At 67.7% G+C, this 19,821-nt stretch carries 19 protein-coding genes; 14 read left to right on the top strand and 5 right to left on the bottom strand.

Features of this window, described 5'->3' with window-relative positions; genetic code table 11:
• The first annotated feature begins 4 nt into the window (after window positions 1-4).
• The 6 genes from BKG60_RS21565 to BKG60_RS21590 all read left to right on the top strand — a co-directional run bounded on the left by BKG60_RS21565 (window position 5) and on the right by BKG60_RS21590 (window position 6,667).
• Complete coding sequence (locus BKG60_RS21565; RefSeq protein ID WP_070947072.1) at window positions 5-892, top strand: phosphoribosylaminoimidazolesuccinocarboxamide synthase; 888 nt, start codon at window positions 5-7, stop codon at window positions 890-892.
• Window positions 889-3,063 (top strand): S9 family peptidase, encoded by a 2,175-nt coding sequence (locus BKG60_RS21570; RefSeq protein WP_070947071.1) that lies wholly within the window; start codon window positions 889-891, stop codon window positions 3,061-3,063. Before BKG60_RS21565 ends, BKG60_RS21570 begins: the two co-directional genes overlap by 4 nt.
• 79 nt (window positions 3,064-3,142) lie before the next feature.
• Complete coding sequence (locus BKG60_RS21575; RefSeq protein WP_070947079.1) at window positions 3,143-3,688, top strand: TetR/AcrR family transcriptional regulator; 546 nt, start codon at window positions 3,143-3,145, stop codon at window positions 3,686-3,688.
• 19 nt (window positions 3,689-3,707) lie between these two features.
• Window positions 3,708-4,196: a glutathione peroxidase gene (locus BKG60_RS21580; protein ID WP_070947070.1), complete on the top strand. Its 489-nt coding sequence runs from the start codon at window positions 3,708-3,710 to the stop codon at window positions 4,194-4,196.
• Window positions 4,197-4,270: 74 nt separating this feature from the next.
• Window positions 4,271-4,975, top strand: a complete 705-nt coding sequence (locus BKG60_RS21585; RefSeq protein WP_070947069.1) for a DUF2334 domain-containing protein — start codon at window positions 4,271-4,273, stop codon at window positions 4,973-4,975.
• A gap of 21 nt (window positions 4,976-4,996) precedes the next feature.
• Window positions 4,997-6,667 (top strand): FAD-binding dehydrogenase, encoded by a 1,671-nt coding sequence (locus BKG60_RS21590; RefSeq protein ID WP_075909952.1) that lies wholly within the window; start codon window positions 4,997-4,999, stop codon window positions 6,665-6,667.
• A gap of 35 nt (window positions 6,668-6,702) precedes the next feature.
• On the opposite strand, the gene BKG60_RS21595 is transcribed toward BKG60_RS21590, so the two are convergent.
• Window positions 6,703-7,341: an MBL fold metallo-hydrolase gene (locus BKG60_RS21595; RefSeq protein WP_070947067.1), complete on the bottom strand. Its 639-nt coding sequence runs from the start codon at window positions 7,339-7,341 to the stop codon at window positions 6,703-6,705.
• A 46-nt stretch (window positions 7,342-7,387) separates the two neighbouring features.
• Between BKG60_RS21595 and BKG60_RS21600 the strand changes: the two genes are divergently transcribed.
• The 3 genes from BKG60_RS21600 to purQ are packed head-to-tail and all read left to right on the top strand — an operon-like array spanning window position 7,388 to window position 8,944.
• Window positions 7,388-8,023, top strand: coding sequence for an ATPase (locus BKG60_RS21600; RefSeq protein ID WP_070947078.1), 636 nt, complete (start codon window positions 7,388-7,390; stop codon window positions 8,021-8,023).
• Between the two features lie 10 nt (window positions 8,024-8,033).
• Window positions 8,034-8,273: a phosphoribosylformylglycinamidine synthase subunit PurS gene (gene purS, locus BKG60_RS21605; RefSeq protein ID WP_054603966.1), complete on the top strand. Its 240-nt coding sequence runs from the start codon at window positions 8,034-8,036 to the stop codon at window positions 8,271-8,273.
• Window positions 8,270-8,944 carry a phosphoribosylformylglycinamidine synthase subunit PurQ gene (gene purQ / locus BKG60_RS21610; RefSeq protein ID WP_070947066.1) on the top strand — a complete coding sequence of 225 codons (675 nt, stop codon included), beginning with the start codon at window positions 8,270-8,272 and terminating at the stop codon, window positions 8,942-8,944. The genes purS and purQ overlap by 4 nt, the downstream gene beginning before the upstream one ends.
• A 91-nt stretch (window positions 8,945-9,035) precedes the next feature.
• Here the strand turns inward: purQ and BKG60_RS21615 are convergent, their stop codons facing one another.
• Both BKG60_RS21615 and BKG60_RS21620 read right to left on the bottom strand, forming a co-directional pair.
• Window positions 9,036-9,833: a family 1 encapsulin nanocompartment shell protein gene (locus BKG60_RS21615; RefSeq protein WP_070947065.1), complete on the bottom strand. Its 798-nt coding sequence runs from the start codon at window positions 9,831-9,833 to the stop codon at window positions 9,036-9,038.
• Complete coding sequence (locus BKG60_RS21620) at window positions 9,830-10,858, bottom strand: Dyp-type peroxidase (protein ID WP_070947064.1); 1,029 nt, start codon at window positions 10,856-10,858, stop codon at window positions 9,830-9,832. Before BKG60_RS21620 ends, BKG60_RS21615 begins: the two co-directional genes overlap by 4 nt.
• 50 nt (window positions 10,859-10,908) lie before the next feature.
• Between BKG60_RS21620 and BKG60_RS21625 the strand changes: the two genes are divergently transcribed.
• The 5 genes from BKG60_RS21625 (at window position 10,909) to BKG60_RS21645 (ending at window position 17,382) form a co-directional block, all read left to right on the top strand.
• Entirely contained in the window at window positions 10,909-12,168 is a 1,260-nt protein-coding gene (locus BKG60_RS21625) for a M18 family aminopeptidase (RefSeq protein ID WP_070947063.1), read from the top strand.
• Between the two features lie 15 nt (window positions 12,169-12,183).
• On the top strand, window positions 12,184-12,531 hold the full coding sequence (locus BKG60_RS21630) for a VOC family protein (protein ID WP_070947062.1): 348 nt from the start codon (window positions 12,184-12,186) through the stop codon (window positions 12,529-12,531).
• A gap of 119 nt (window positions 12,532-12,650) precedes the next feature.
• Complete coding sequence (gene purL, locus BKG60_RS21635) at window positions 12,651-14,969, top strand: phosphoribosylformylglycinamidine synthase subunit PurL (RefSeq protein WP_070947061.1); 2,319 nt, start codon at window positions 12,651-12,653, stop codon at window positions 14,967-14,969.
• On the top strand, window positions 14,966-16,693 hold the full coding sequence (locus BKG60_RS21640) for an alpha/beta hydrolase (protein ID WP_070947060.1): 1,728 nt from the start codon (window positions 14,966-14,968) through the stop codon (window positions 16,691-16,693). The genes purL and BKG60_RS21640 overlap by 4 nt, the downstream gene beginning before the upstream one ends.
• On the top strand, window positions 16,693-17,382 hold the full coding sequence (locus BKG60_RS21645) for an Rv0804 family intramembrane glutamic endopeptidase (RefSeq protein WP_075909953.1): 690 nt from the start codon (window positions 16,693-16,695) through the stop codon (window positions 17,380-17,382). The genes BKG60_RS21640 and BKG60_RS21645 overlap by 1 nt, the downstream gene beginning before the upstream one ends.
• On the opposite strand, the gene BKG60_RS31190 is transcribed toward BKG60_RS21645, so the two are convergent.
• Both BKG60_RS31190 and BKG60_RS21660 read right to left on the bottom strand, forming a co-directional pair.
• On the bottom strand, window positions 17,264-18,532 hold the full coding sequence (locus BKG60_RS31190; protein ID WP_070947077.1) for an APC family permease: 1,269 nt from the start codon (window positions 18,530-18,532) through the stop codon (window positions 17,264-17,266). The two genes, BKG60_RS21645 and BKG60_RS31190, sit on opposite strands and share 119 nt — an antisense overlap.
• Window positions 18,533-18,594: 62 nt before the next feature.
• Entirely contained in the window at window positions 18,595-19,803 is a 1,209-nt protein-coding gene (locus BKG60_RS21660; RefSeq protein ID WP_070947058.1) for an MCE family protein, read from the bottom strand.
• Window positions 19,804-19,821: the final 18 nt, after the last annotated feature.

Genomic DNA, 19,821 nt, shown 5'->3' on the forward strand with positions numbered 1-19,821 from the left:
CCCAATGCGCCCTGCTCTGTCCGACTATCAGCACCTGGCCAGCGGCAAAGTCCGCGAGTTGTACCGCATCGACGACGAGCACCTGCTGTTCGTGGCGACCGACCGGATCTCGGCCTACGACTACGTCCTCGACTCGCAGATCCCGGACAAGGGCCGGATCCTGACGGCGATGAGCGTGTTCTTCTTCGACCTGATCAGCGCTCCCAATCATCTGGCCGGCCCACCGGACGACAAGCGCATTCCCGCCGACGTGCTGGGCCGCGCGCTGGTGGTCAAGCAACTGAAGATGCTGCCCGTGGAGTGTGTAGCCCGGGGCTACCTGACCGGCTCGGGGCTGCTCGACTATCAAGCCTCGGGATCGGTGTGCGGGATCCCGCTGCCACCCGGGCTCGGTGAGGCGAGCAAGTTCGACGAGCCGCTGTTCACCCCGGCCACCAAGGCGGACATCGGCGAGCATGACGAGAACATCTCGTTCGACCACGTGATCGATCTGGTTGGCCCGGCGCTGGCCAATCAGCTCAAGGAACGCACGCTGCAGATCTACATCCAAGGTGCGGATCATGCGCTGACCAAGGGCATCATCATCGCCGACACCAAGTTCGAGTTCGGCGTCGACCAGGACGGCACGGTGGTCCTGGCCGATGAGGTCTTCACCCCGGACTCTTCCCGGTATTGGCGCGCCGAGACCTATCGGCAGGGTGTGGTGCAGGACAGCTTCGACAAACAGTTCGTCCGCAACTGGCTGACCGGGCCGGACTCTGGCTGGGATCGGCACGGCGGCACCCCGCCGCCACCATTGCCCGAGGAGATCGTGGCCGCCACCAGGGACCGGTACATCGAGGCCTACGAACGGATTTCGGGCTTGCGCTTCGACGATTGGATCGGTGCATGAGCCAGTCGGTGCAGCCCCCGGTGGCCAAGCGCGGCAATCACCGCCGCGAACATCACGGTGACGTGTTCATCGATCCTTATGAATGGTTGCGCGACAAGGACAATCCCGAGGTGATCGCGCACCTGGAGGCCGAGAACGCCTACACCGAGGTCGCCACCGCCCATCTGGAACCATTGCGGCAGAAGATCTTCGACGAGATCAAGGCCCGCACCAAGGAAACCGATCTTTCGGTGCCGATGCGCCGCAACGGCTGGTGGTATTACGCACGTAGCTTCGAGGGCAAGCAGTACGCGGTGCACTGCCGGTGCCCGATCGGCGATCCCGACGACTGGACCCCACCCGAGCTCGGCGAGGGGGCCGAGCTCCCCGGCGAGCAGGTCCTGCTCGACGAGAATGTCGAGGCCGACGGCCACGAGTATTTCTCGCTCGGTGCGGCCACGGTGAGCCTGGACGGCAACATCCTGGCCTACTCGGTGGACGTCAAGGGTGACGAGCGATACACCTTGAAGTTCAAGGATTTGCGTACCGGCGAGCTCTACGACGACACGATCACGGGGATCGGCGCGGGCGGCACCTGGGCCGCCGACAGCCGCACCCTGTACTACACCACGGTGGATGACGCGTGGCGGCCGGACACCGTATGGCGGCATCGGCTGGCCTCCGGTCTGCCTTCTGAGAAGGTCTACCACGAACCCGACGAACGGTTCTGGGTGGCGATCGGGCGCAGCCGCAGTGACAAGTACCTGTTCGTCGCCTCGGGCAGCGCGGTCACCACCGAGGTCCGTTATGTGGACGCGAATGACCCGACCGCCGAACTCACCACGGTGTGGGAGCGTCGCGATCTGGTGGAGTACTCCGTCGAGCATGCTGTGGTCGGCGGTGAGGACCGGTTCCTGATCCTGCACAACGACGGTGCCGAGAACTTCATGTTGGTCGACGCTCCGGTCAGTGACCCGAGTGATTTCCGCACCGTGATCGAACACCGGACCGATGTGCGTCTGGACGGTGTCGACGCGTTCGACGGCTTCCTGGTGATCAGCTATCGCAGTGAGGCATTGCCGAAGATGGCGCTGTGGCCGCTCACGGCCGATGGCTACGGCACGCGCGAGGAGCTGACCTTCGACTCCGAGCTGACGGCCGCAGGAATGGGCGGCAACCCGAACTGGTCCACTCCCAAGCTGCGGATCGGGGCGACGTCGTTCATCACGCCGGCCCGGATCTACGATCTGGACCTGGCTAAGCCCGAAGGTGCTCCTCACGTGCGCGCTGGCGAGCGCACCCTGCTGCGGGAGCAACCTGTGCTGGGCGGCTACCGGCCCGAAGACTATGTGGAGCGCCGGGATTGGGCGATCGCATCCGACGGGGCGCGGATCCCGATCTCCATCATCCATCGGGCCGGACTGCAGTTCCCGGCGCCGGCGTTGCTCTACGGCTATGGCGCTTACGAGTCGTGTGAGGATCCGCGGTTCTCGATCGCAAGGTTGTCGCTTTTGGACCGCGGCATGGTGTTCGTGATCGCTCACGTGCGCGGGGGCGGAGAGTTGGGGCGGCCGTGGTATGAGCACGGCAAGCTTCTGGAGAAGGCCAACACCTTCACCGACTTCATCGCGGCCGCACGGCATCTCGTGGACACCGGAGTGACCCGGCCGCAGAACCTGGTGGCTCTCGGGGGCAGCGCCGGTGGCTTGTTGATGGGCGCGGTGGCCAACATGGCTCCGGAGCTGTTCGCCGGAATTCTGGCCCAGGTGCCGTTCGTCGATGCGTTGACGACGATCCTGGACCCGTCCTTGCCGCTGACCGTGACCGAGTGGGACGAGTGGGGAAATCCGTTGGAGGACCCCGAGGTTTACCGCTACATGAAGTCATACACGCCGTACGAGAATGTGGCGGCGCAGGACTATCCGGCCATCCTGGCGATGACCTCGCTCAACGACACCCGGGTGTACTACGTCGAACCGGCCAAATGGGTTGCGGCCCTGCGGCACGCGAAGACCGATGGTCATCCGGTACTGCTGAAGACGGAGATGGTGGCCGGCCACGGTGGTCTGTCCGGACGCTACGAGCGGTGGAAGGAAGCCGCGTTCCAGTACGCCTGGCTGCTGGCTGCCGCCGATCCCGACAATTACGGCAGCGGCCAGGTGGGCAGCCTCTTCGGCGGTCCGAACGCCTGACTGCGGGATCGTCGGTATCGATCGACGCACGCGGGCACTGATCTAGTCGTTGTCAAGATTCGGGGCTAGGATGGCCGGCATGGGCTATCACCACGGCGACCTGCGGGCCGTGATCCTCGCTCAGGCCGCCGACCTGGTGGCCGAGCGTGGCGCCGACGGCATTTCGCTACGCGAGCTAGCCCGCGCCGCGGGCGTCTCCCACGCCGCTCCCGCGCACCACTTCACGGACCGGCGCGGCTTGTTCACCGCGCTGGCCACCGAAGGGTTTCAGCTTCTGGCCGCGGCGTTGACTGACGCCCGGCCGCAATTCATCGATGCCGCCAAGGCCTATGTGCGGTTCGCCCTCGACCACCCCGGCCACTACCAGGTGATGTTCGATAAATCGCTCTACGACGACGCCGACGCCCAGCTGGTTGCCGCCTCGGCGGCCGCCGGCGCCGAGCTGAACCGCGGCGTCGGTACCCTGGCCGATCCGAAGGCCGCTGCCGATCCGAACGGTGCAGCTCTGGCGGCTTGGTCTCTGGTGCATGGTTTTTCGATGTTGTGGCTCAACGACGCGATCGACACCGCGGGTGATCCGATCGCGAAGGTGGAGGGTCTGGCCGCGATCTTGTTCGACGGGTAGGTCCGGTAGCGTCGCAAGCATGAGCCTCAAGGACATCCCGCTGACCACCCTCGACGGCAAATCCACCACATTGGCCGAGTTGGCCGACGGCGCTGCACTGGTGGTCAACGTGGCCTCGAAATGCGGATTGACGCCGCAGTACAGCGCGCTGGAGAAGCTCGCGCAGGAATACGCGGCTCGCGGGCTGACCGTCGTCGGGGTCCCGTGCAACCAGTTCATGGGTCAGGAGCCGGGCTCCGCCGAGGAGATCCAGACGTTCTGCTCGACCACGTACGGCGTGACGTTCCCGTTGCTGGCCAAGGCCGACGTCAACGGCGCCGACCGTCACCCGCTCTACGCCGAGCTGGCCCAAGCCACCGACGCCGCCGGAGAGGCCGGCGATATCCAGTGGAACTTCGAGAAGTTCCTGCTGACCCCCGGCGGTGAGGTGGCCAACCGGTTCCGTCCCCGCACCGAGCCGGACGCACCCGAGGTGATCGCGGCCATCGAGGCGGTCCTGCCGGCCTGATCTCTGGCCCAATGGACACTCTGTGTCAGAGTGTTCGACACCGTCCCGACATGTGACGTTGCCACACTGGCAGCGTGACCGGACAACTCATCGTCTCGATATCGCAGCTCAGCGATCGCACGCTGGGTGATGTCGCGTCCTTCTCCGCCGAACTCGATGCCCGTCGCGTGCCCGCCTCATTGTTGGTGGCACCCCGGCTCAAAGGTGGCTACCGGTTGGATCGCGACGCCGACACCGTCGAGTGGGTGGCCCGACGTCGCAGTGGCGGCGACGCCGTCGTGTTGCACGGCTACGACGAGGCGGCCACCAAGAAGCGTCGCGGCGAGTTTGCCTCGCTGCCTGCCCACGAGGCCAACCTGAGGTTGATGGGCGCCGACCGGGTGCTCGAGCATGTCGGCTTGCGTACCAGGCTGTTCGCCGCTCCCGGCTGGACCGTCTCGCCCGGCACGGTGAGAGCCTTGCCGCGCAACGGCTTTCGTTTGCTGGCCGATCTGAACGGGGTCACCGACCTGGTCCGCCAGACCACGACACGAGCCCGCGTGGTGGGCATCGGAGAGGGATTTCTGTCGGAGCCGTGGTGGTGCCGCACCGTCGTGCTCTCGGCGGAACGCACGGCGCGCCGCGCAGGCACGGTCCGCGTCGCGGTTGCCGCACGGCACCTGCGCCGGCCCGGCCCCCGGCAGGCCATGCTCGATGCGATCGACCTGGCTTTGCTGCACCAGTGCGTGCCCGCCGTCTACCAGTGGCGAGGATTTTCGGTACTGACCGACGCGGCCTGACAACGGCTAGTCTTGCGTCTCATGGCAGACGCCGATGTCATTGTCGTGGGGGCGGGTCTCGCCGGGCTGGTGGCAGCGTGCGAACTGGTCGAGCACCCCGGCGGAGCCGGGAATTCGGGCCGGAGCCTCCGAGTCCTCGTCCTCGATCAGGAGAACGCTGCCAACCTGGGCGGCCAGGCATTCTGTTCTTTCGGTGGACTCTTTTTCGTCGACAGCCCCGAACAGCGCAGGCTCGGTATCCGCGACAGCCAGGAACTGGCGTTGCAGGACTGGCTGGGCACCGCGGGGTTCGACCGTCCCGAGGACCATTGGCCCCGGGAGTGGGCGCACGCTTATGTCGATTTCGCGGCCGGGGAGAAACGCAGCTGGTTGCGCGCCCGGGGCCTGCAGACCTTCCCGTTGGTCGGGTGGGCCGAACGGGGCGGTTACGGCGCGCTGGGTCACGGCAATTCGGTGCCGCGGTTCCACATCACCTGGGGGACCGGGCCGGCGATCGTCGACGTCTTCGCCCGCCGGTTGGCGGGGGAGCCCCGGGTGCGGTTCGCGCACCGGCACCGCGTCGACGAGCTCATCGTCTCTGAGGGGGCCGTGACGGGGGTGCGTGGTGCGGTGCTGGAGCCGTCCGACGCCCCACGCGGGGCAGCGTCGTCACGGAACGTCGTCGGGGAGTTCGAGTTCCGCGCCTCCGCGGTGATCGTGGCCAGCGGCGGGATCGGCGGCAACCACGATCTGGTGCGTAAGAACTGGCCGGCTCGCATGGGCCGGGTGCCCGAGCAATTGCTCAGCGGTGTCCCCGCGCACGTCGACGGCCGGATGATCGGCATCTCCGAGGCTGCCGGCGCAAACGTCATCAACAGCGACCGGATGTGGCACTACACCGAAGGCATCACCAACTACGACCCCATCTGGCCCGACCACGGTATCCGCATCCTGCCCGGCCCCTCGTCATTGTGGTTGGACGCCAACGGAAAACGGTTGCCCGGCCCGCTGTATCCCGGCTTCGACACCCTGGGCACGCTCGAGCACATCTGCCGCACCGGGCAGGATTACACCTGGTTCATCCTCAACGCGCGGATCATCGCCAAGGAGTTCGCGTTGTCGGGTCAGGAGCAGAACCCCGACCTCACCTCGCGCAGCGTGCGCGAGGTGCTGTCACGGGTACGTCCCGGCGCACCGGCGCCGGTACAGGCATTCGTCGACCGCGGAGTCGACTTCGTCAGCGCCCGCACGCTGCGCGAACTCGTCGCCGCCATGAACGATGTGCCGGATGTGGTCGAACTCGACTACGCCACAGTGGCCGCCGAAGTCACCGCGCGGGATCGTGAGGTGGTCAACAAGTTCACCAAGGACGGGCAGGTCACCGCGATCCGGGCGGCCCGCGGCTACCTCGGTGACCGGTTCAGTCGCGTCGTGGCCCCGCATCGGCTCACCGATCCGAAGGCCGGACCGATGATCGCCGTAAAACTGCATATTCTGACCCGAAAGTCCTTGGGCGGGTTGGAAACCGATTTGGACTCGCGCGTACTCAAGGAGGACGGCACCGCGTTCGCCGGCCTCTATGCCGCGGGCGAGGCCGCCGGATTCGGCGGCGGTGGGGTGCATGGCTACCGGTCCCTGGAGGGCACGTTCCTGGGCGGCTGCATCTTCTCCGGCCGCGCGGCCGGTCGTGGCGCGGCCGGAGACATCGCGTAGGCCCCCGGCCCCTTGGCTCGCGGTCGCACTCGCGGTCAGAACAGAGTGCCGTTTTCCTCGGTGAGCACCTGGAATTCGGTGTTCGTCATCTCGGCCAGCCGACCGTAGTAGATCCCCCGCGCGTTCGGCTCGATGATGCCCTGATGGATCGGCACCGCCCTGCTCGGTGCGACCGCGCGCAGGTAGTCCACGGCCTCCGAGATTTTCATCCAGGGGGCGGCCGCGGGCGTGGCAAGCACGTCCACCGGTTCGCCCGGCACGAACAGCGCGTCACCGGGGTGCATGAGCCGCGCCGGGTGCTCGTCGTCGCCCAACAAATACGAAATGTTGTCGATCACAGGGAGTTCCGGGTGGATCACGGCATGCCGACCGCCGGTCCCCCGTACGTTGAGCGAGCCGATCCGGAACTCGTCGCCCGGATGTACCGCCTTCCAGGGGGCGCCCAGTTGAGCCGCGGTCTGGGGGTCGGCGTACAGCGCCGCTTGCGGGTTGGCCTCGATCAGCGCGGGCAACCGGGCGGTGTCGGCGTGATCCGGGTGCTGGTGGGTGATCAGGATGGCCGACAGACCGGTGATGCCTTCGAAACCGTGTGAGAAGGTGCCCGGGTCGAACAGCACAGTGGTGTCCGAAATACCGGCCAGTAGGCACGAATGTCCGAAATGCGTGAGTTGCATACCTATATTGTGGCGCTCGGTGGGGATATGGCGGGTGATCGTGGCGATGTCGATCGTGCTCTGCGGGCTGGCCGTAGGGCCGCCTTCGGCGCGGTCGGAGCCCAGCGCCGACTGTCCGCCACTGTGCGACCGCATCCCGGATTCGGCGTGGGTCGCCCCCTCTGAACTCCCGTTGAACCGCCAGTACCGCTGGCCCGGCCTGGCCGGCTTGGCCGTGACATCGGTGGCACCGCGCTTCCGCTTCGAGGAGGAGTGCGCGTCACCGCCGATACCCGGTGATCCGCGCGGTTACGCTGTCGCGGCGCGGGCCGAGGTCTCCCAGCCCGCCGGGCACTGGCAACTGAGGGTCCAGGTGATCCACTGGCGTGGCGACACCTGGCAGGGCGGTCAGACCGCGCTCGCTGTCGTGCAGGGCGCGGCCGGGGCGCTGCGCAGCTGTCCGGAGGCGGGAACGTCGATCACCACCGATCGGCCCGGCCGGCTGGTGGCCGCGATGAACCTCGGCAACACCCGGGTGCTGCACCAGTACCTGCTCGCCGACCCGAACAACAGCACCATCGTGGAACTGGCCATGTGGTCGAGCACGCCGCCCCAGGTTCCGTGGTCGGCGCAGGCGGACAACCAGGTGCTCGATGCGCTGGCCGACCCACTGTGCACGGCTTACATAGCGTCGTGCCGGTAGAGTGTGCGCCGTGGCAAAGGTGGTTGTGCACGTCATGCCCAAGGCAGAGATCCTCGACCCGCAGGGTCAGGCGATTGTCGGGGCACTTGGTCGGCTCGGACACGGCGGTATCGCGGACGTCCGTCAAGGCAAGCGTTTCGAGCTCGAAGTCGACGACTCCGTAGCCGACGAAACCCTGGCCGAGATCGCTGAATCTCTGCTGGCCAACACCGTTATCGAGGACTTCTCGGTGAGCCGGGAGGACTCGTGAGCACCCGTGTCGGGGTGATCACCTTCCCCGGCACGCTCGATGACATCGACGCGGCCCGCGCAGTTCGTCTGGCCGGGGCGGAGGCGGTGAGCCTCTGGCATGCCGACGCCGACCTGAAGGGCGTCGACGCGGTCGTCGTCCCCGGCGGCTTCTCCTACGGCGACTACCTGCGCTGCGGGGCGATCGCGAAGTTCGCGCCCGTCATGGGCTCGGTCATCGAGGCGGCCGGCAAGGGCATGCCCGTGCTCGGCATCTGCAACGGCTTCCAGGTGCTGTGCGAGGCCGGGCTGCTGCCCGGTGCGCTCACCCGCAACGCGGGCCTGCACTTCATCTGCCGCGACGTGTGGCTGGAGGTGGCCTCCAACACCACGGCCTGGACGACCCGGTATGACGCCGGTGCAGATCTGCTGATCCCGCTCAAGTCCGGTGAGGGCCGCTACGTCGCCTCCGAGACGGTGCTCGACGAACTCGAGGCCGAGGACCGCGTGGTGTTCCGCTACCGCGAGAACCTCAACGGATCGATGCGCGGCATCGCCGGCGTGTGCTCGGAAAACCGCCGCGTCGTCGGCCTGATGCCACACCCCGAACACGCCACCGAGGCGTTGACCGGTCCGTCCGATGACGGGCTCGGGTTGTTCTACTCCGCGCTGGACGCGGTTCTCTCGGTCTAGTTCTCCGCTGTACCGGCGCGACAAGCGTGGGCAAAGCGCTGCCCGCGAGCGGCGTGCCGGGCAGCAGGCACGCCGCTCGCGGGGCTGACAGCTAGGCAGTGAGGGCGACGGACGCCTCGGCGGTGTAGGCCAGGAACGTCATCGTCTCCTGCAGATACAGCTGCACGCTCTCGGCGTCGTGTGACAGGTAGCCGATCGACACGTCGGTGCCCAGTTGTAGATCGAAATCCCCGCCGCGAGTGGACAATACGAACGCGCCATCGATCGCGGGTGCCCAGATGATCTCACCGTCGACCAGCCGGCTCAGGTGCTCACGGATCGGGTAACCGTGTGCGGTGGTCTCGCTGACCTTGGTGTAGGTGGCTGCCGAGAGCAGCACCGAGTACGGCCCGTCGACACCGGCCAGGCGCAACTCCGAAAGGGCCTGGGCGATCACATCGGGAATCTCGCGGGCATCGTCGGGCAGGGCCAGCGCCGGATTGGAGCTCGAGCTGCGGATGCCTTCGATCGAGGCCGCCGGATAGCCCTCGAAGATCGCCCGGTCCTCGACGAACGCCAGCTTCTTGGCGGCGTCCTTCACCGGATCCCAGTCGGAATCCTGCGCGCCGCGCTCGACGTCGTCAATCGCGGTGCGCGACACCGTGAACGGAACCCGCAGCCGCACCAGCGGTTTGGCGTCGCGCAGGTGCGCCACGACACCGTCACCGGGAGAGCCGACGTCGAGCAGATGACCCGTGCTGACCGCCGCGGTGACCGGTCCACCCGGCTCGCTGACATCGACCACGCGCCGTCCGGCGATGTGCCGCTTGAAGGTTCGGCTGGCCTCCAGTTCGATCTCGGCCCAGGCGGACTCGGTGATCGGGGCAAGCTCGCGGTACAGGTTGTTCATTGCGGGATTCCTTTCAGACTGCCGATGCCGAGCGAGCCGTCGCGGTGGCCCTGAGCCGGTGGTGCTTCCGCCGTTGCCGACTCGTCCGACGACGGCAGCGGCGGTGGATCATCCAGAAAATCGATCGTGGGGGTGAAGAACAGCCCTCCGGTGAGAGCGGTGGAGAAATCGAGGATCCGGTCGGTGTTCCCAGGGGGGTCGCCGATGAACATGTTGTCCAGCATCCGCTCGGTCACCGCCGGGGTGCGCGAATAGCCGATGTAGTACGTACCGAACTCGCCCTTGCCGATCTCGCCGAACGGCATGTTGTGCCGAATGATCTTCAGCTCGTTGCCCTCGTCGTCTTCGATCACGTTGAGTGCAACATGCGAATTGGCCGGCTTGACCGCATCGTCGAGTTCGATGTCGTCGAGCTTGGTGCGGCCGATCACCCGCTCCTGCTCCTCTGTCGACAGGGAGTTCCACGAACTCATGTCGTGCACGTACTTCTGCACGTGGACATAACACCCGCCGGTGAAATCCGGGTCCTCGTCGCCGATCTGGCTGGCATTGACCGCCACCGGGCCATCCGGATTCTCGGTGCCGTCGACGAAACCCATCAAATCGCGGTTGTCGAAGAACTTGAACCCATGCACCTCGTCGACGATCGTGGCGGCGCCGGCCAGGGCATCGGCGAACTTCGTGGCGAGCTCGAAACACACGTCCATCGACTCGGCGCGCAGGTGGAACAGCAGGTCACCCGGAGTCGACGGGGCCCGGTGCCGCGGACCCTCCAGTGGGACGAACGGGTGCAGCTCGGCGGGGCGCGGGCCGGAGAACAACCGGTCCCAGGCGTCGGACCCGATCGACACGATCGCCGACAGGTGCTTGGTGGGATCGCGGAAGCCGATGGCACGCACCAGACCTGAAACATCGGTCAGGGTGTCGTGCACCACCGCCTCGCCGCCATCGTCGATGGTCGCGACCATGAACACGGCGGCCGGTGTCAGCGGCGCCAGGACCGGCTGGGGCTGTGGTGCGGGCACAACGTCGACCCTAACGCGGCGCGCGTTGAAATCCCGGTCAAGATAGAGAGATGCCAGCTAGCGCCCAGGGCCTGTGTGAGTTCATCGATGCCTCGCCATCTCCGTTCCATGTCTGCGCCACCGCGGCGCAACGCCTGGCCGACGCGGGTTTCACCGAACTCGCCGAGACCGACAGCTGGCCTGGTACGGGCAAGTTCTTCACGGTGCGGGCGGGCTCGCTGGTGGCCTGGAATACCGAGGGGGCCGACCCGGCGGCGCCGTTCCGGGTGGTCGGCGGCCACACCGACAGTCCCAATCTGCGGGTCAAGCAGCACCCCGATCGCGTCGTGGCCGGCTGGCAGGTGGTCGCGCTGCAGCCCTACGGCGGGGCCTGGCTGAATTCGTGGCTGGACCGCGACCTCGGGATCAGCGGCCGGCTCTCGGTCCGCGTCGGCAACCAGATCGAACACCGGCTGGTCCGCATCGACGATCCGATCCTGCGGGTGCCCCAACTCGCCATCCATTTGTCCGAGGACCGCAAAGGCGTCAGCCCTGATCCGCAGCGTCACCTCAACGCGGTGTGGGGGCTCGGGGAGCGGCCCCGCTCCTTCCTCGGATTCGTCGCCGAGCGGGCCGGCGCCGCCGAGGCGGACGTGCTGGGCTTCGACCTGATGACCCACGACCTGACGCCCTCGGCGATCACCGGAGCCGGCGGCGAGTTCGTCAGCGCACCCAGGCTGGACAACCAGGCCACCTGCTATGCGGGGCTGGAGGGCCTTCTGTCGGCGACCGCGGGCACGCAGGTGCCGGTGCTGGCACTGTTCGACCACGAGGAGGTCGGCTCGACCTCCGATCACGGCGCCCAGTCCGAGCTGTTGCCGACGGTGCTGGAGCGCATCGTGCTCGCCGCGGGCGGTTCGCGGGAGGATTTCCTGCGCCGGGCGGCCGGATCGATGGTGGCCTCCGGGGACATGGCCCACGCGACCCATCCGAACTACCCCGACCGTCACGAGCCCGGCCACCTGATCGAGGTGAACGCCGGGCCGGTGCTCAAGGTGCAGCCCAACCTGCGTTACGCCACCGACGGTCGTACCGCGGCGGCGTTCGCGCTGGCTTGTGATCAGGCCGGGGTGCCGCTGCAGCGCTACGAGCACCGCGCCGATCTGCCGTGCGGCTCCACCATCGGGCCCATGACCTCGGCTCGCACCGGGATCCCGACCGTCGACGTCGGCGCGGCTCAACTTGCCATGCATTCCGCCAGGGAGCTCATGGGCGCCCGGGACGTGGCGGCCTACTCGGCGGCATTGCACGCGTTCTTGTCACCGGCCTGATCTAGGGTCGGCGCCATGGCACTCTCGGTGGAAATGATCACGTTCGACTGCGCGGACCCGGACACGCTCGCCGATTGGTGGGCGCAGGCGGTCAGCGGGTCGGTAAACGCCTATGCACCAGGCGAATTCGTCCTGGTGCAACGAGACGGCGGCCCCAACCTGGGCTTTCAGCGAGTGCCCGATCCGACACCCGGAAAGAACCGCGTACACCTCGACTTCCACGCCGCGGACATGGAGGCCGAGGTGGCCCGGGTCGTGGGGCTCGGGGCCACCGAGACCGGGCGGCACAGTTTCGGTCCGGAATTCAACTGGGTCGTCCTTGCCGACCCGGAGGGCAACGCGTTCTGCATTGCGGGCGGATAGTCGTCGGCAGCCCCTTGAGGGGCGCCGGCGTTGTGGCAGAGCCCACAGCGGTGCCCGCACGGAGTGAGCGCATCAGCGGCGGCACGCGCCTCCGCGCGAGCAGCTACTAAACTGGGTCCGTGACGTCTGAGCTCACCCACGGCCGTACATCGACCCAGGACACTGTGGAGCGGGCAGCCGCCACCCCCGATCAGCCGCAGCCCTACCGCGAACTCGGTCTCAAGGACGACGAGTACCAGCGGATTCGCGAGATCCTGGACCGTCGCCCCACCGATGCCGAGCTGGCCATGTACTCGGTGATGTGGAGCGAACACTGCTCCTACAAGTCCTCGAAGGTGCACCTGCGCTACTTCGGCGAGACCACCACCGACGAGATGCGCGCCGGCATGCTGGCCGGCATCGGTGAGAACGCCGGCGTGGTCGACATCGGCGACGGCTGGGCGGTCACCTTCAAGGTCGAGTCCCACAACCACCCGTCCTACGTCGAGCCCTACCAGGGTGCGGCCACCGGTGTCGGCGGCATCGTCCGCGACATCATGGCGATGGGTGCCCGCCCGGTGGCGGTGATGGACCAGCTGCGCTTCGGTGCGGCCGACGCCCCCGACACCCGCCGCGTGCTCGACGGCGTGGTGCGCGGCGTCGGCGGCTACGGCAACTCGCTGGGCCTGCCCAACATCGGCGGCGAGACGATCTTCGACCCGTCCTACGCGGGCAACCCGTTGGTCAACGCGCTGTGCGTGGGCGCCCTGCGCAAGGAAGACCTGCACCTGGCCTTCGCCTCGGGCACCGGCAACAAGATCATCCTGTTCGGTGCGCGCACCGGCCTGGACGGTATCGGCGGTGTCTCGGTGCTGGCGTCGGACACCTTCAGCGGCGACGAGAGTGGCGCGGGCCGCAAGAAGCTGCCGAGCGTTCAGGTGGGCGACCCGTTCACCGAGAAGGTGCTGATCGAGTGCTGTCTCGAGCTGTACTCGGCCGGGCTCGTGGTCGGCATCCAGGATCTCGGTGGCGCCGGACTGTCCTGTGCCACCTCTGAACTCGCGTCCGCCGGCGACGGCGGGATGCGCATCGAGCTGGATCAGGTGCCGCTGCGCGCCAAGGACATGACCCCGGCCGAGGTGCTCTCCAGTGAGTCCCAGGAACGCATGTGCGCCGTGGTGACGCCCGACAACGTCGAGGCGTTCATGGCCGTCTGCCGCAAGTGGGAGGTGCTGGCCACGGTGATCGGCGAGGTCACCGACGGGGACCGGCTGCAGATCACCTGGCACGGCGAGACCGTGGTCGACGTGCCGCCGCGCACCGTGGCCCACGAGGGCCCGGTCTACCAGCGCCCGGTGGCCCGTCCGGACAGCCAGGACGCCCTGGTCGCCGACACCTCGGCGAAGCTGCCGCGGCCCAAGACCGGCGACGAGCTCAAGGCCACCCTGCTGGCCCTGATCGGCAGCCCGCACCTGTGCAGCCGGGCCTTCATCACCGAGCAGTACGACCGCTACGTGCGCGGCAACACCGTGCTGGCCGAGCACGCCGACGGCGGCGTGCTGCGCATCGACGAGACCACCGGCCGCGGCATCGCCGTTTCCACCGATGCGTCGGGCCGCTACACCCAGCTGGACCCGTACACCGGTGCACAGCTGGCGTTGGCCGAGGCCTACCGCAACGTCGCGGTCACCGGGGCCACCCCCGTCGCCGTGACCAACTGCCTCAACTTCGGGTCGCCCGAAGACCCGGGCGTGATGTGGCAGTTCAGCCAGGCTGTCCGCGGGTTGGCCGATGGCTGTGCCACTCTGGGCATTCCGGTCACCGGCGGCAACGTCAGTTTCTACAACCAGACCGGTTCCACGGCGATTTTGCCGACTCCGGTGGTGGGCGTGCTCGGGGTGATCGACGACGTGAAGCGACGCATCCCCACGGGCCTCGGCACCGAGCCGGGTGAGACGCTACTGCTGCTCGGCGACACCCACGACGAGTTCGACGGATCGGTCTGGGCCCAGGTCACCGCCGATCACCTCGGTGGTGTCCCGCCCAAGGTGGACCTGGCCCGCGAGAAGCTGCTGGCCGAGGTGCTGACCGCAGCGTCACGCGACGGCCTGATCTCGGCGGCACACGACCTGTCCGAAGGTGGCCTGATCCAGGCCGTGGTGGAGGCCGCACTGGCCGGTGAAACCGGTTGCCGGGTGTTCCTTCCGGAGAATGTCGATCCGTTCGTCTTCCTGTTCTCCGAATCCGCCGGCCGGGCGCTGGTGGCTGTGCCGCGCACCGAGGAGAGCCGGTTCCGGGCGATGTGTGAGGCCAGGGACCTGCCGGTGACACGGGTCGGCGTCGTCGACCAGGGGCCCGAAGGCGGAGAACCGTTGATCGAAGTCCAAGGCCAGTTCAGCATCACCCTCGCGGAGCTACGGAGCACGTCGGAGGGCGTGCTGCCCGGGCTGTTCGGGTGACGGCAAAAGCCCTCGACGAACGTCATCCCCTGCTGCGCTGGGCCTGGAGCCTGGTGCGATTGGACTTCGCCGGCATCGCCGTCGGAGCCCTGTTCTTCTGTCTCTCGCTGACCCCGTCGCTGCTGCCCCGCGACTGGCTGTTCGCCGGGCTGATCGGCGGCATCAACGCTGCCATCGGCTACGGCATCGGGCTGCTGCTGGGTAAAGCGCTGTACCGCTTCGGTTTACGCAACCGTGCCTGGTGGCCGCCGTCGAAGCGGACGGCCTACTGGCTCAAGGCGTTCGTGGTGACCGGCGCCATCGCGGCGTGCGTGCTGATGCTTATTCCCGCGGCGGCCTGGCAGCGGCAGGTTTCGGCATTGATGGGCATGGAAGGCCCGGCCACGCTGGGCTATCTGCGCACCATGATCATCGCGGTCGCGGTGGGTGGCGCGCTGATAGCCACGGCACGGCTGTTGCGTGACATCGTGCGGCTGCTGGCCAGGATGTTCATCCGGCGCTGGCATCTGCACCGGGAGGTGGCCCAGTTCGTCGGCACCGCGATCGTGGTGGTGCTGGTGGTCAGCCTGGTCAACGGCGTGCTCTACCGCGGGTTCCTGGCCGGCGCCAGCCGGGTGTTCCAGCCGCAGAACACCACCACCCGTGAGGGCATCAGTCAACCCGTCGAGCCTGAAAGATCCGGTAGCCCAGAATCATTCGCAGCGTGGGATTCTCTTGGCTTTCAGGGCCGCAACTTCGTGGCGGCCGGACCACGTGCCCCAGAGTTGGAAAACGTCAACGGTGCGCCGGCCAAAGAACCCATCCGGGTATACGCCGGCCTGAACACCGCCGAGACCGACGAGCAGCGAATTGCCGTGCTGCTCAGCGAGCTTGAGCGAACCCATGCCTTCGACCGCAAGCTCCTGGTCATCGTCCCGACCACCGGCACCGGTTGGGTCAACCCGGTGGCCGCCCGCGCGCTGGAGCTGATGTACAACGGCGATACCGCGATGGTGGGCATGCAGTATTCCTATCTGCCGAGCTGGATTTCGTTCATGGGTGACCGGGAGAAGTCCATGGACATCGGCCGGATGATGATCGACGCGATCCAGGCGCGCTGGGCGCAGCGGCCCCCCGACCACCGGCCCAAGCTGGTGCTGTACGGCGAGAGCTTGGGATCGATGGGTGGCCAGGGTGCATTCAGCTGGTTGCCCGATATCGCCAGGATGGGTTTCTCTTCGGTGTTGTGGGTCGGCCCGCCCAACGCCAGCCCGTTGTGGAGCGGCCTGACCGCGCGCCGCGACCCGGGGACCCCACAGGTGCGGCCCCGTTACGACAACGGCCGCACGGTGCGGTTCTCCGAGGCTGCCAACGCTGCCGAGATCGCCGAAGACGCCGCGGCCCCGTGGGAAGGCACCCGCGTCCTGTTCCTGCAGCACCCGTCGGACCCGATCGTCTGGTGGTCGACGGATCTGCTGTTCTCCGAACCTGACTGGCTGGTCGAACCGCCGGGCACGGACCGCACCGCCTCGATGCGCTGGTATCCGATCATCACGTTCTGGCAAGTGGCCGCCGACATCACCAACGCGTCGAGCGTGCCGGCCGGGCACGGGCACAACTACGGCGAATCGGTACTCGACGGCTGGGTGGCAGTGGCTCCGCCGCCGGGCTGGACGCCCGAGGACACCGAGCGCATCCGGACGGCCCTGGAGAAGATCGAGGCCAACGACGGGCCCGAATACTGATGCCGGCCAGCAGGCTTCACGCGGTGGCGCTGGCCGCGGGAGTGGTCGGGTGGAACGGTCTGGTCGATCCTCGGCTGCCGGCTCGTTGGCAGCCGCTGGTGCGCGTGGCGCTCGGCAGTGTGCTCATGCTCGCAACCGGCGCCCGGCCGGGGTTACGGCCTCCGGCGGTGTGGTCGGGCCTGCGATTGGGGGCCGCTGCCGCAACCGCGGTGAGTGCCGGTGTGGCGGCAACGTCGACGGTGCCGCCGGTGCGCGCCGGAATGCGCCGCAAAGCGCTGCCCGACGAACCGCACCGATGGTTGGCGCTGCGAATCCCGCTCGGGACCGTCTGGCCGGAGGAGGCCGCCTTCCGCGGCGCGCTGGGCAAGGTCGGTACCGACGCATTCGGCCCGGCCGGTGGTCAGGTGCTGCAGGCCACCGCCTTCGGGCTCTCGCACATCGCCGACGCGCGCGCCGCAGGACAACCCGTGCTCCCGACGGTCCTGGCCACCGGTGTCGCCGGATGGGTTTTCGGCCGGCTTGCGCAGCGATCGGCCAGCCTGGCCGCACCGATGCTGGCCCACCTGGCGATCAATGAGGCGGGAGCGCTGGCTGCACTGGCCTACCAAGCCGGGCCAGCAGCGCGGCCAGCGCCAGGATCGCAGCTGCGACGGTCAGCGGCCACAACGTGGACACCGCGAAATCGGTGACCCGCAGCGGGATCAACACCACACATACCACCACCACGACCAGGATCAGCCGGGGCGCCTGCTGCGCCGCCGCGGTGCCGGCCACTCGCGAATTTGCTTCGGTGACAAGGGTATACACGGCCAGCAGGAGAAGAGCGGCGACGGTGCTCTGCAATCCGCCGATATGGTTCTGGAAGCGGCAGAACCCCACGGCCAGCACGCACATCGCCGCGGGAACCAGGATCGCCACCTCTGGACCGGAACCGAACAGCCGTGCCGCCACCCGCGTCGCCGCCCACATCAGGCCCAGCAACGCGGCCGACCCAAGGCACAACGCGCCGGTGACGAACCAGTAGAAGCCGGCGTCGGCGTAGAACTCGGACACGATCAACGAGAGGTTCTGCGCAGAGGGAGTGAACCCGCCGGTCGCGCCGATGTTGGCGGCCAGCAGCAGCACGACGGTGGTCAGCGCGGTGACCCCCACCGCAGCCCCCACCGGACGCGCCACGGACTCCAGGCGGCCGTTGACCACGGTGGCCGCCTCGAATCCCACCAGCCCCAGGCCGAGGGGGATGGCTGCCGCCGTCACCAGCAGGACCGAATCGGCGGGCGCGGGCCCGCCGAACTGCATCGGCGGGGTCCCGGCCGCCACGCGGGCCATGATCGCCACAGACAGGTAGAGGAAAATCAGCAGGCCCGTGCCGGCCAGGGCGGCAGCCGTCGCACCCACCGCCCGGGTGGGCAGGTAGGCCACCACCGCCCCGGCGATGACCACCACGGCCACCGACCAGCCCGGCCACCACCATCCGGCCAGGGCGGTCTCCAGGTCAGGAGCCCCGCTCAACGGTTGCAGCGCGAGGGTGAGCGCGACCCCCACACCCAGCAGCACGTACGCCGCCATTTGCACGAGGCTGGTGAACCGCCCGGCGGCCGGCCCCACGGTGGAGGCCACCAGATCGCCTGTCGACACCGCCTGCGGCGCATACCGATGCAGCCGGGCGAAGGCGAAGATCAACACGGCGGCGATGACCGCCGCGCACAGGCCCGCTACGCCGTTGAAGGCCGCCGCTGCGATCGGTGCCAGGGACAGGCCGACCGCACGCCAGGCCGGAAGCCCCGGGGGCCAGGCCACAGGCCGCTCGGGGCTCGCCGGTATCGCACGTTTAGGCATCAGCACTACCGTTCACGAAGTCCCCTCTCACCCGATTCCCCCGGATCAAGATCGTAGAGCGGTCACGGATTGATCGTGGGCTCACCGATCTGCCGCCCCCAGACGTAGTCGACGAAGATCGGCGAGCCCAGTTCGACATGGTTGTACGGTGCGATCGACAGTCCGGTGTCCATCACCAGATACGGTGCCGGCCACAGCTCGGCGGTGATCGGCTTCCAGCAGCCGGGCTTGCCCTCGGGCCCGCCCTTGGCGTTCACCCGCGGCAGGTTGTCCGGATAAACATAGGTATTGCCCACCCCGATGCTCGACAACGTCCCGGTGCTTTCGAAGGAATATCCGTTGTCGCCCCCGAACGTCGCATAGAACGCCGGCGCGACGTCGTGATAGTTGCGGATGGTGCAGAACAACTGCCCCTGGTACTTGTCGAACAGCTTCGACGTCGGGAGCAGATCCTGCGCACCGCGCTGAAGATAGGGACCGCCACGCTCGAGGATGTCGGAACCGGTTCCGGCGAAACCGATCGCCGCGACCAGTGCGGCGTCGAGGTTTCCGCGCTGGGAGTTGAAGGTGGCCGCGCTGCGCGCGGCGTCGCCCAGGCCGTCGAACAGGTCGGGCCCGGCCTCGGCATAGCGCTCGCCGAGGTCGGCCAGCGCGGCGATGTCGTGGCGAAGCGCAGGCATCCGCGGGTTCACATCGTCGAGGATGGTGTTGCCGTCGGCCAGCGACTGCCCGAACGCATCACCCAGCCCGGTCAGCGCCTCGGCGGTGGCAGACAGGGTCTGGTTCAGCTTGATCGGGTCTACCTGTTCGGTGATCGCGGTGATGGTTTCGAACAACGAGTTGAACTCGGTGGTGACGGCCGTGACGTCGATCGGTTTCGAGGTCGAAACTCGTTGTGTGCTTGGGTGTTCCGGTGAAGTGAAGGCCACGTACTTGTTTCCGAACACCGTGGTTGCCTGGATCGAGGTCGATACGTTGGCCGGAAGCAGGTCCAGGTACTTCGGATTGATGTCGAGGCGCACCCGAGCCCGAATCGGATCACCGCCGTCGGTGCTCACCGCGCCCACCCGGCCGATGGGAACGCCGTTGTAGGTCACCTTCGAACCCGGATCCAGAACCAGGCCCGCCCGCGAGGCCAGCAGCGTCAACGGTGCCTTCGCCTCGAAAGCGCCCCGGAACTGCGCGACGATCAACCCGAAGGTCACCGCGAGAATCACCAAGAGCACTGCACCGGCCGGGCGGTACGGCGGATTACGGTGATCGGCAAACACTTTGCGAGACTCTATGAC

The sequence above is a fragment of the Mycobacterium syngnathidarum genome, from assembly GCF_001942625.1.
In the GTDB taxonomy this organism is placed as follows: domain Bacteria; phylum Actinomycetota; class Actinomycetes; order Mycobacteriales; family Mycobacteriaceae; genus Mycobacterium; species Mycobacterium syngnathidarum.

Bases quoted from the DNA above. Each gene is read 5' to 3' on its own strand.
- BKG60_RS21570 (WP_070947071.1), top strand. From the start codon at position 889: ATGAGCCAGTCGGTGCAGCCCCCGGTGGCCAAGCGCGGCAATCACCGC.
- BKG60_RS21565 (WP_070947072.1), top strand. From the start codon at position 5: ATGCGCCCTGCTCTGTCCGACTATCAGCACCTGGCCAGCGGCAAAGTC.
- BKG60_RS21595 (WP_070947067.1), bottom strand. From the start codon at position 7,341: ATGCAACTCACGCATTTCGGACATTCGTGCCTACTGGCCGGTATTTCG.
- BKG60_RS21575 (WP_070947079.1), top strand. From the start codon at position 3,143: ATGGGCTATCACCACGGCGACCTGCGGGCCGTGATCCTCGCTCAGGCC.
- BKG60_RS21600 (WP_070947078.1), top strand. From the start codon at position 7,388: ATGTCGATCGTGCTCTGCGGGCTGGCCGTAGGGCCGCCTTCGGCGCGG.
- BKG60_RS21625 (WP_070947063.1), top strand. From the start codon at position 10,909: ATGCCAGCTAGCGCCCAGGGCCTGTGTGAGTTCATCGATGCCTCGCCA.
- BKG60_RS21645 (WP_075909953.1), top strand. From the start codon at position 16,693: ATGCCGGCCAGCAGGCTTCACGCGGTGGCGCTGGCCGCGGGAGTGGTC.
- BKG60_RS31190 (WP_070947077.1), bottom strand. From the start codon at position 18,532: ATGCCTAAACGTGCGATACCGGCGAGCCCCGAGCGGCCTGTGGCCTGG.
- BKG60_RS21580 (WP_070947070.1), top strand. From the start codon at position 3,708: ATGAGCCTCAAGGACATCCCGCTGACCACCCTCGACGGCAAATCCACC.
- BKG60_RS21590 (WP_075909952.1), top strand. From the start codon at position 4,997: ATGGCAGACGCCGATGTCATTGTCGTGGGGGCGGGTCTCGCCGGGCTG.
- BKG60_RS21630 (WP_070947062.1), top strand. From the start codon at position 12,184: ATGGCACTCTCGGTGGAAATGATCACGTTCGACTGCGCGGACCCGGAC.
- BKG60_RS21615 (WP_070947065.1), bottom strand. From the start codon at position 9,833: ATGAACAACCTGTACCGCGAGCTTGCCCCGATCACCGAGTCCGCCTGG.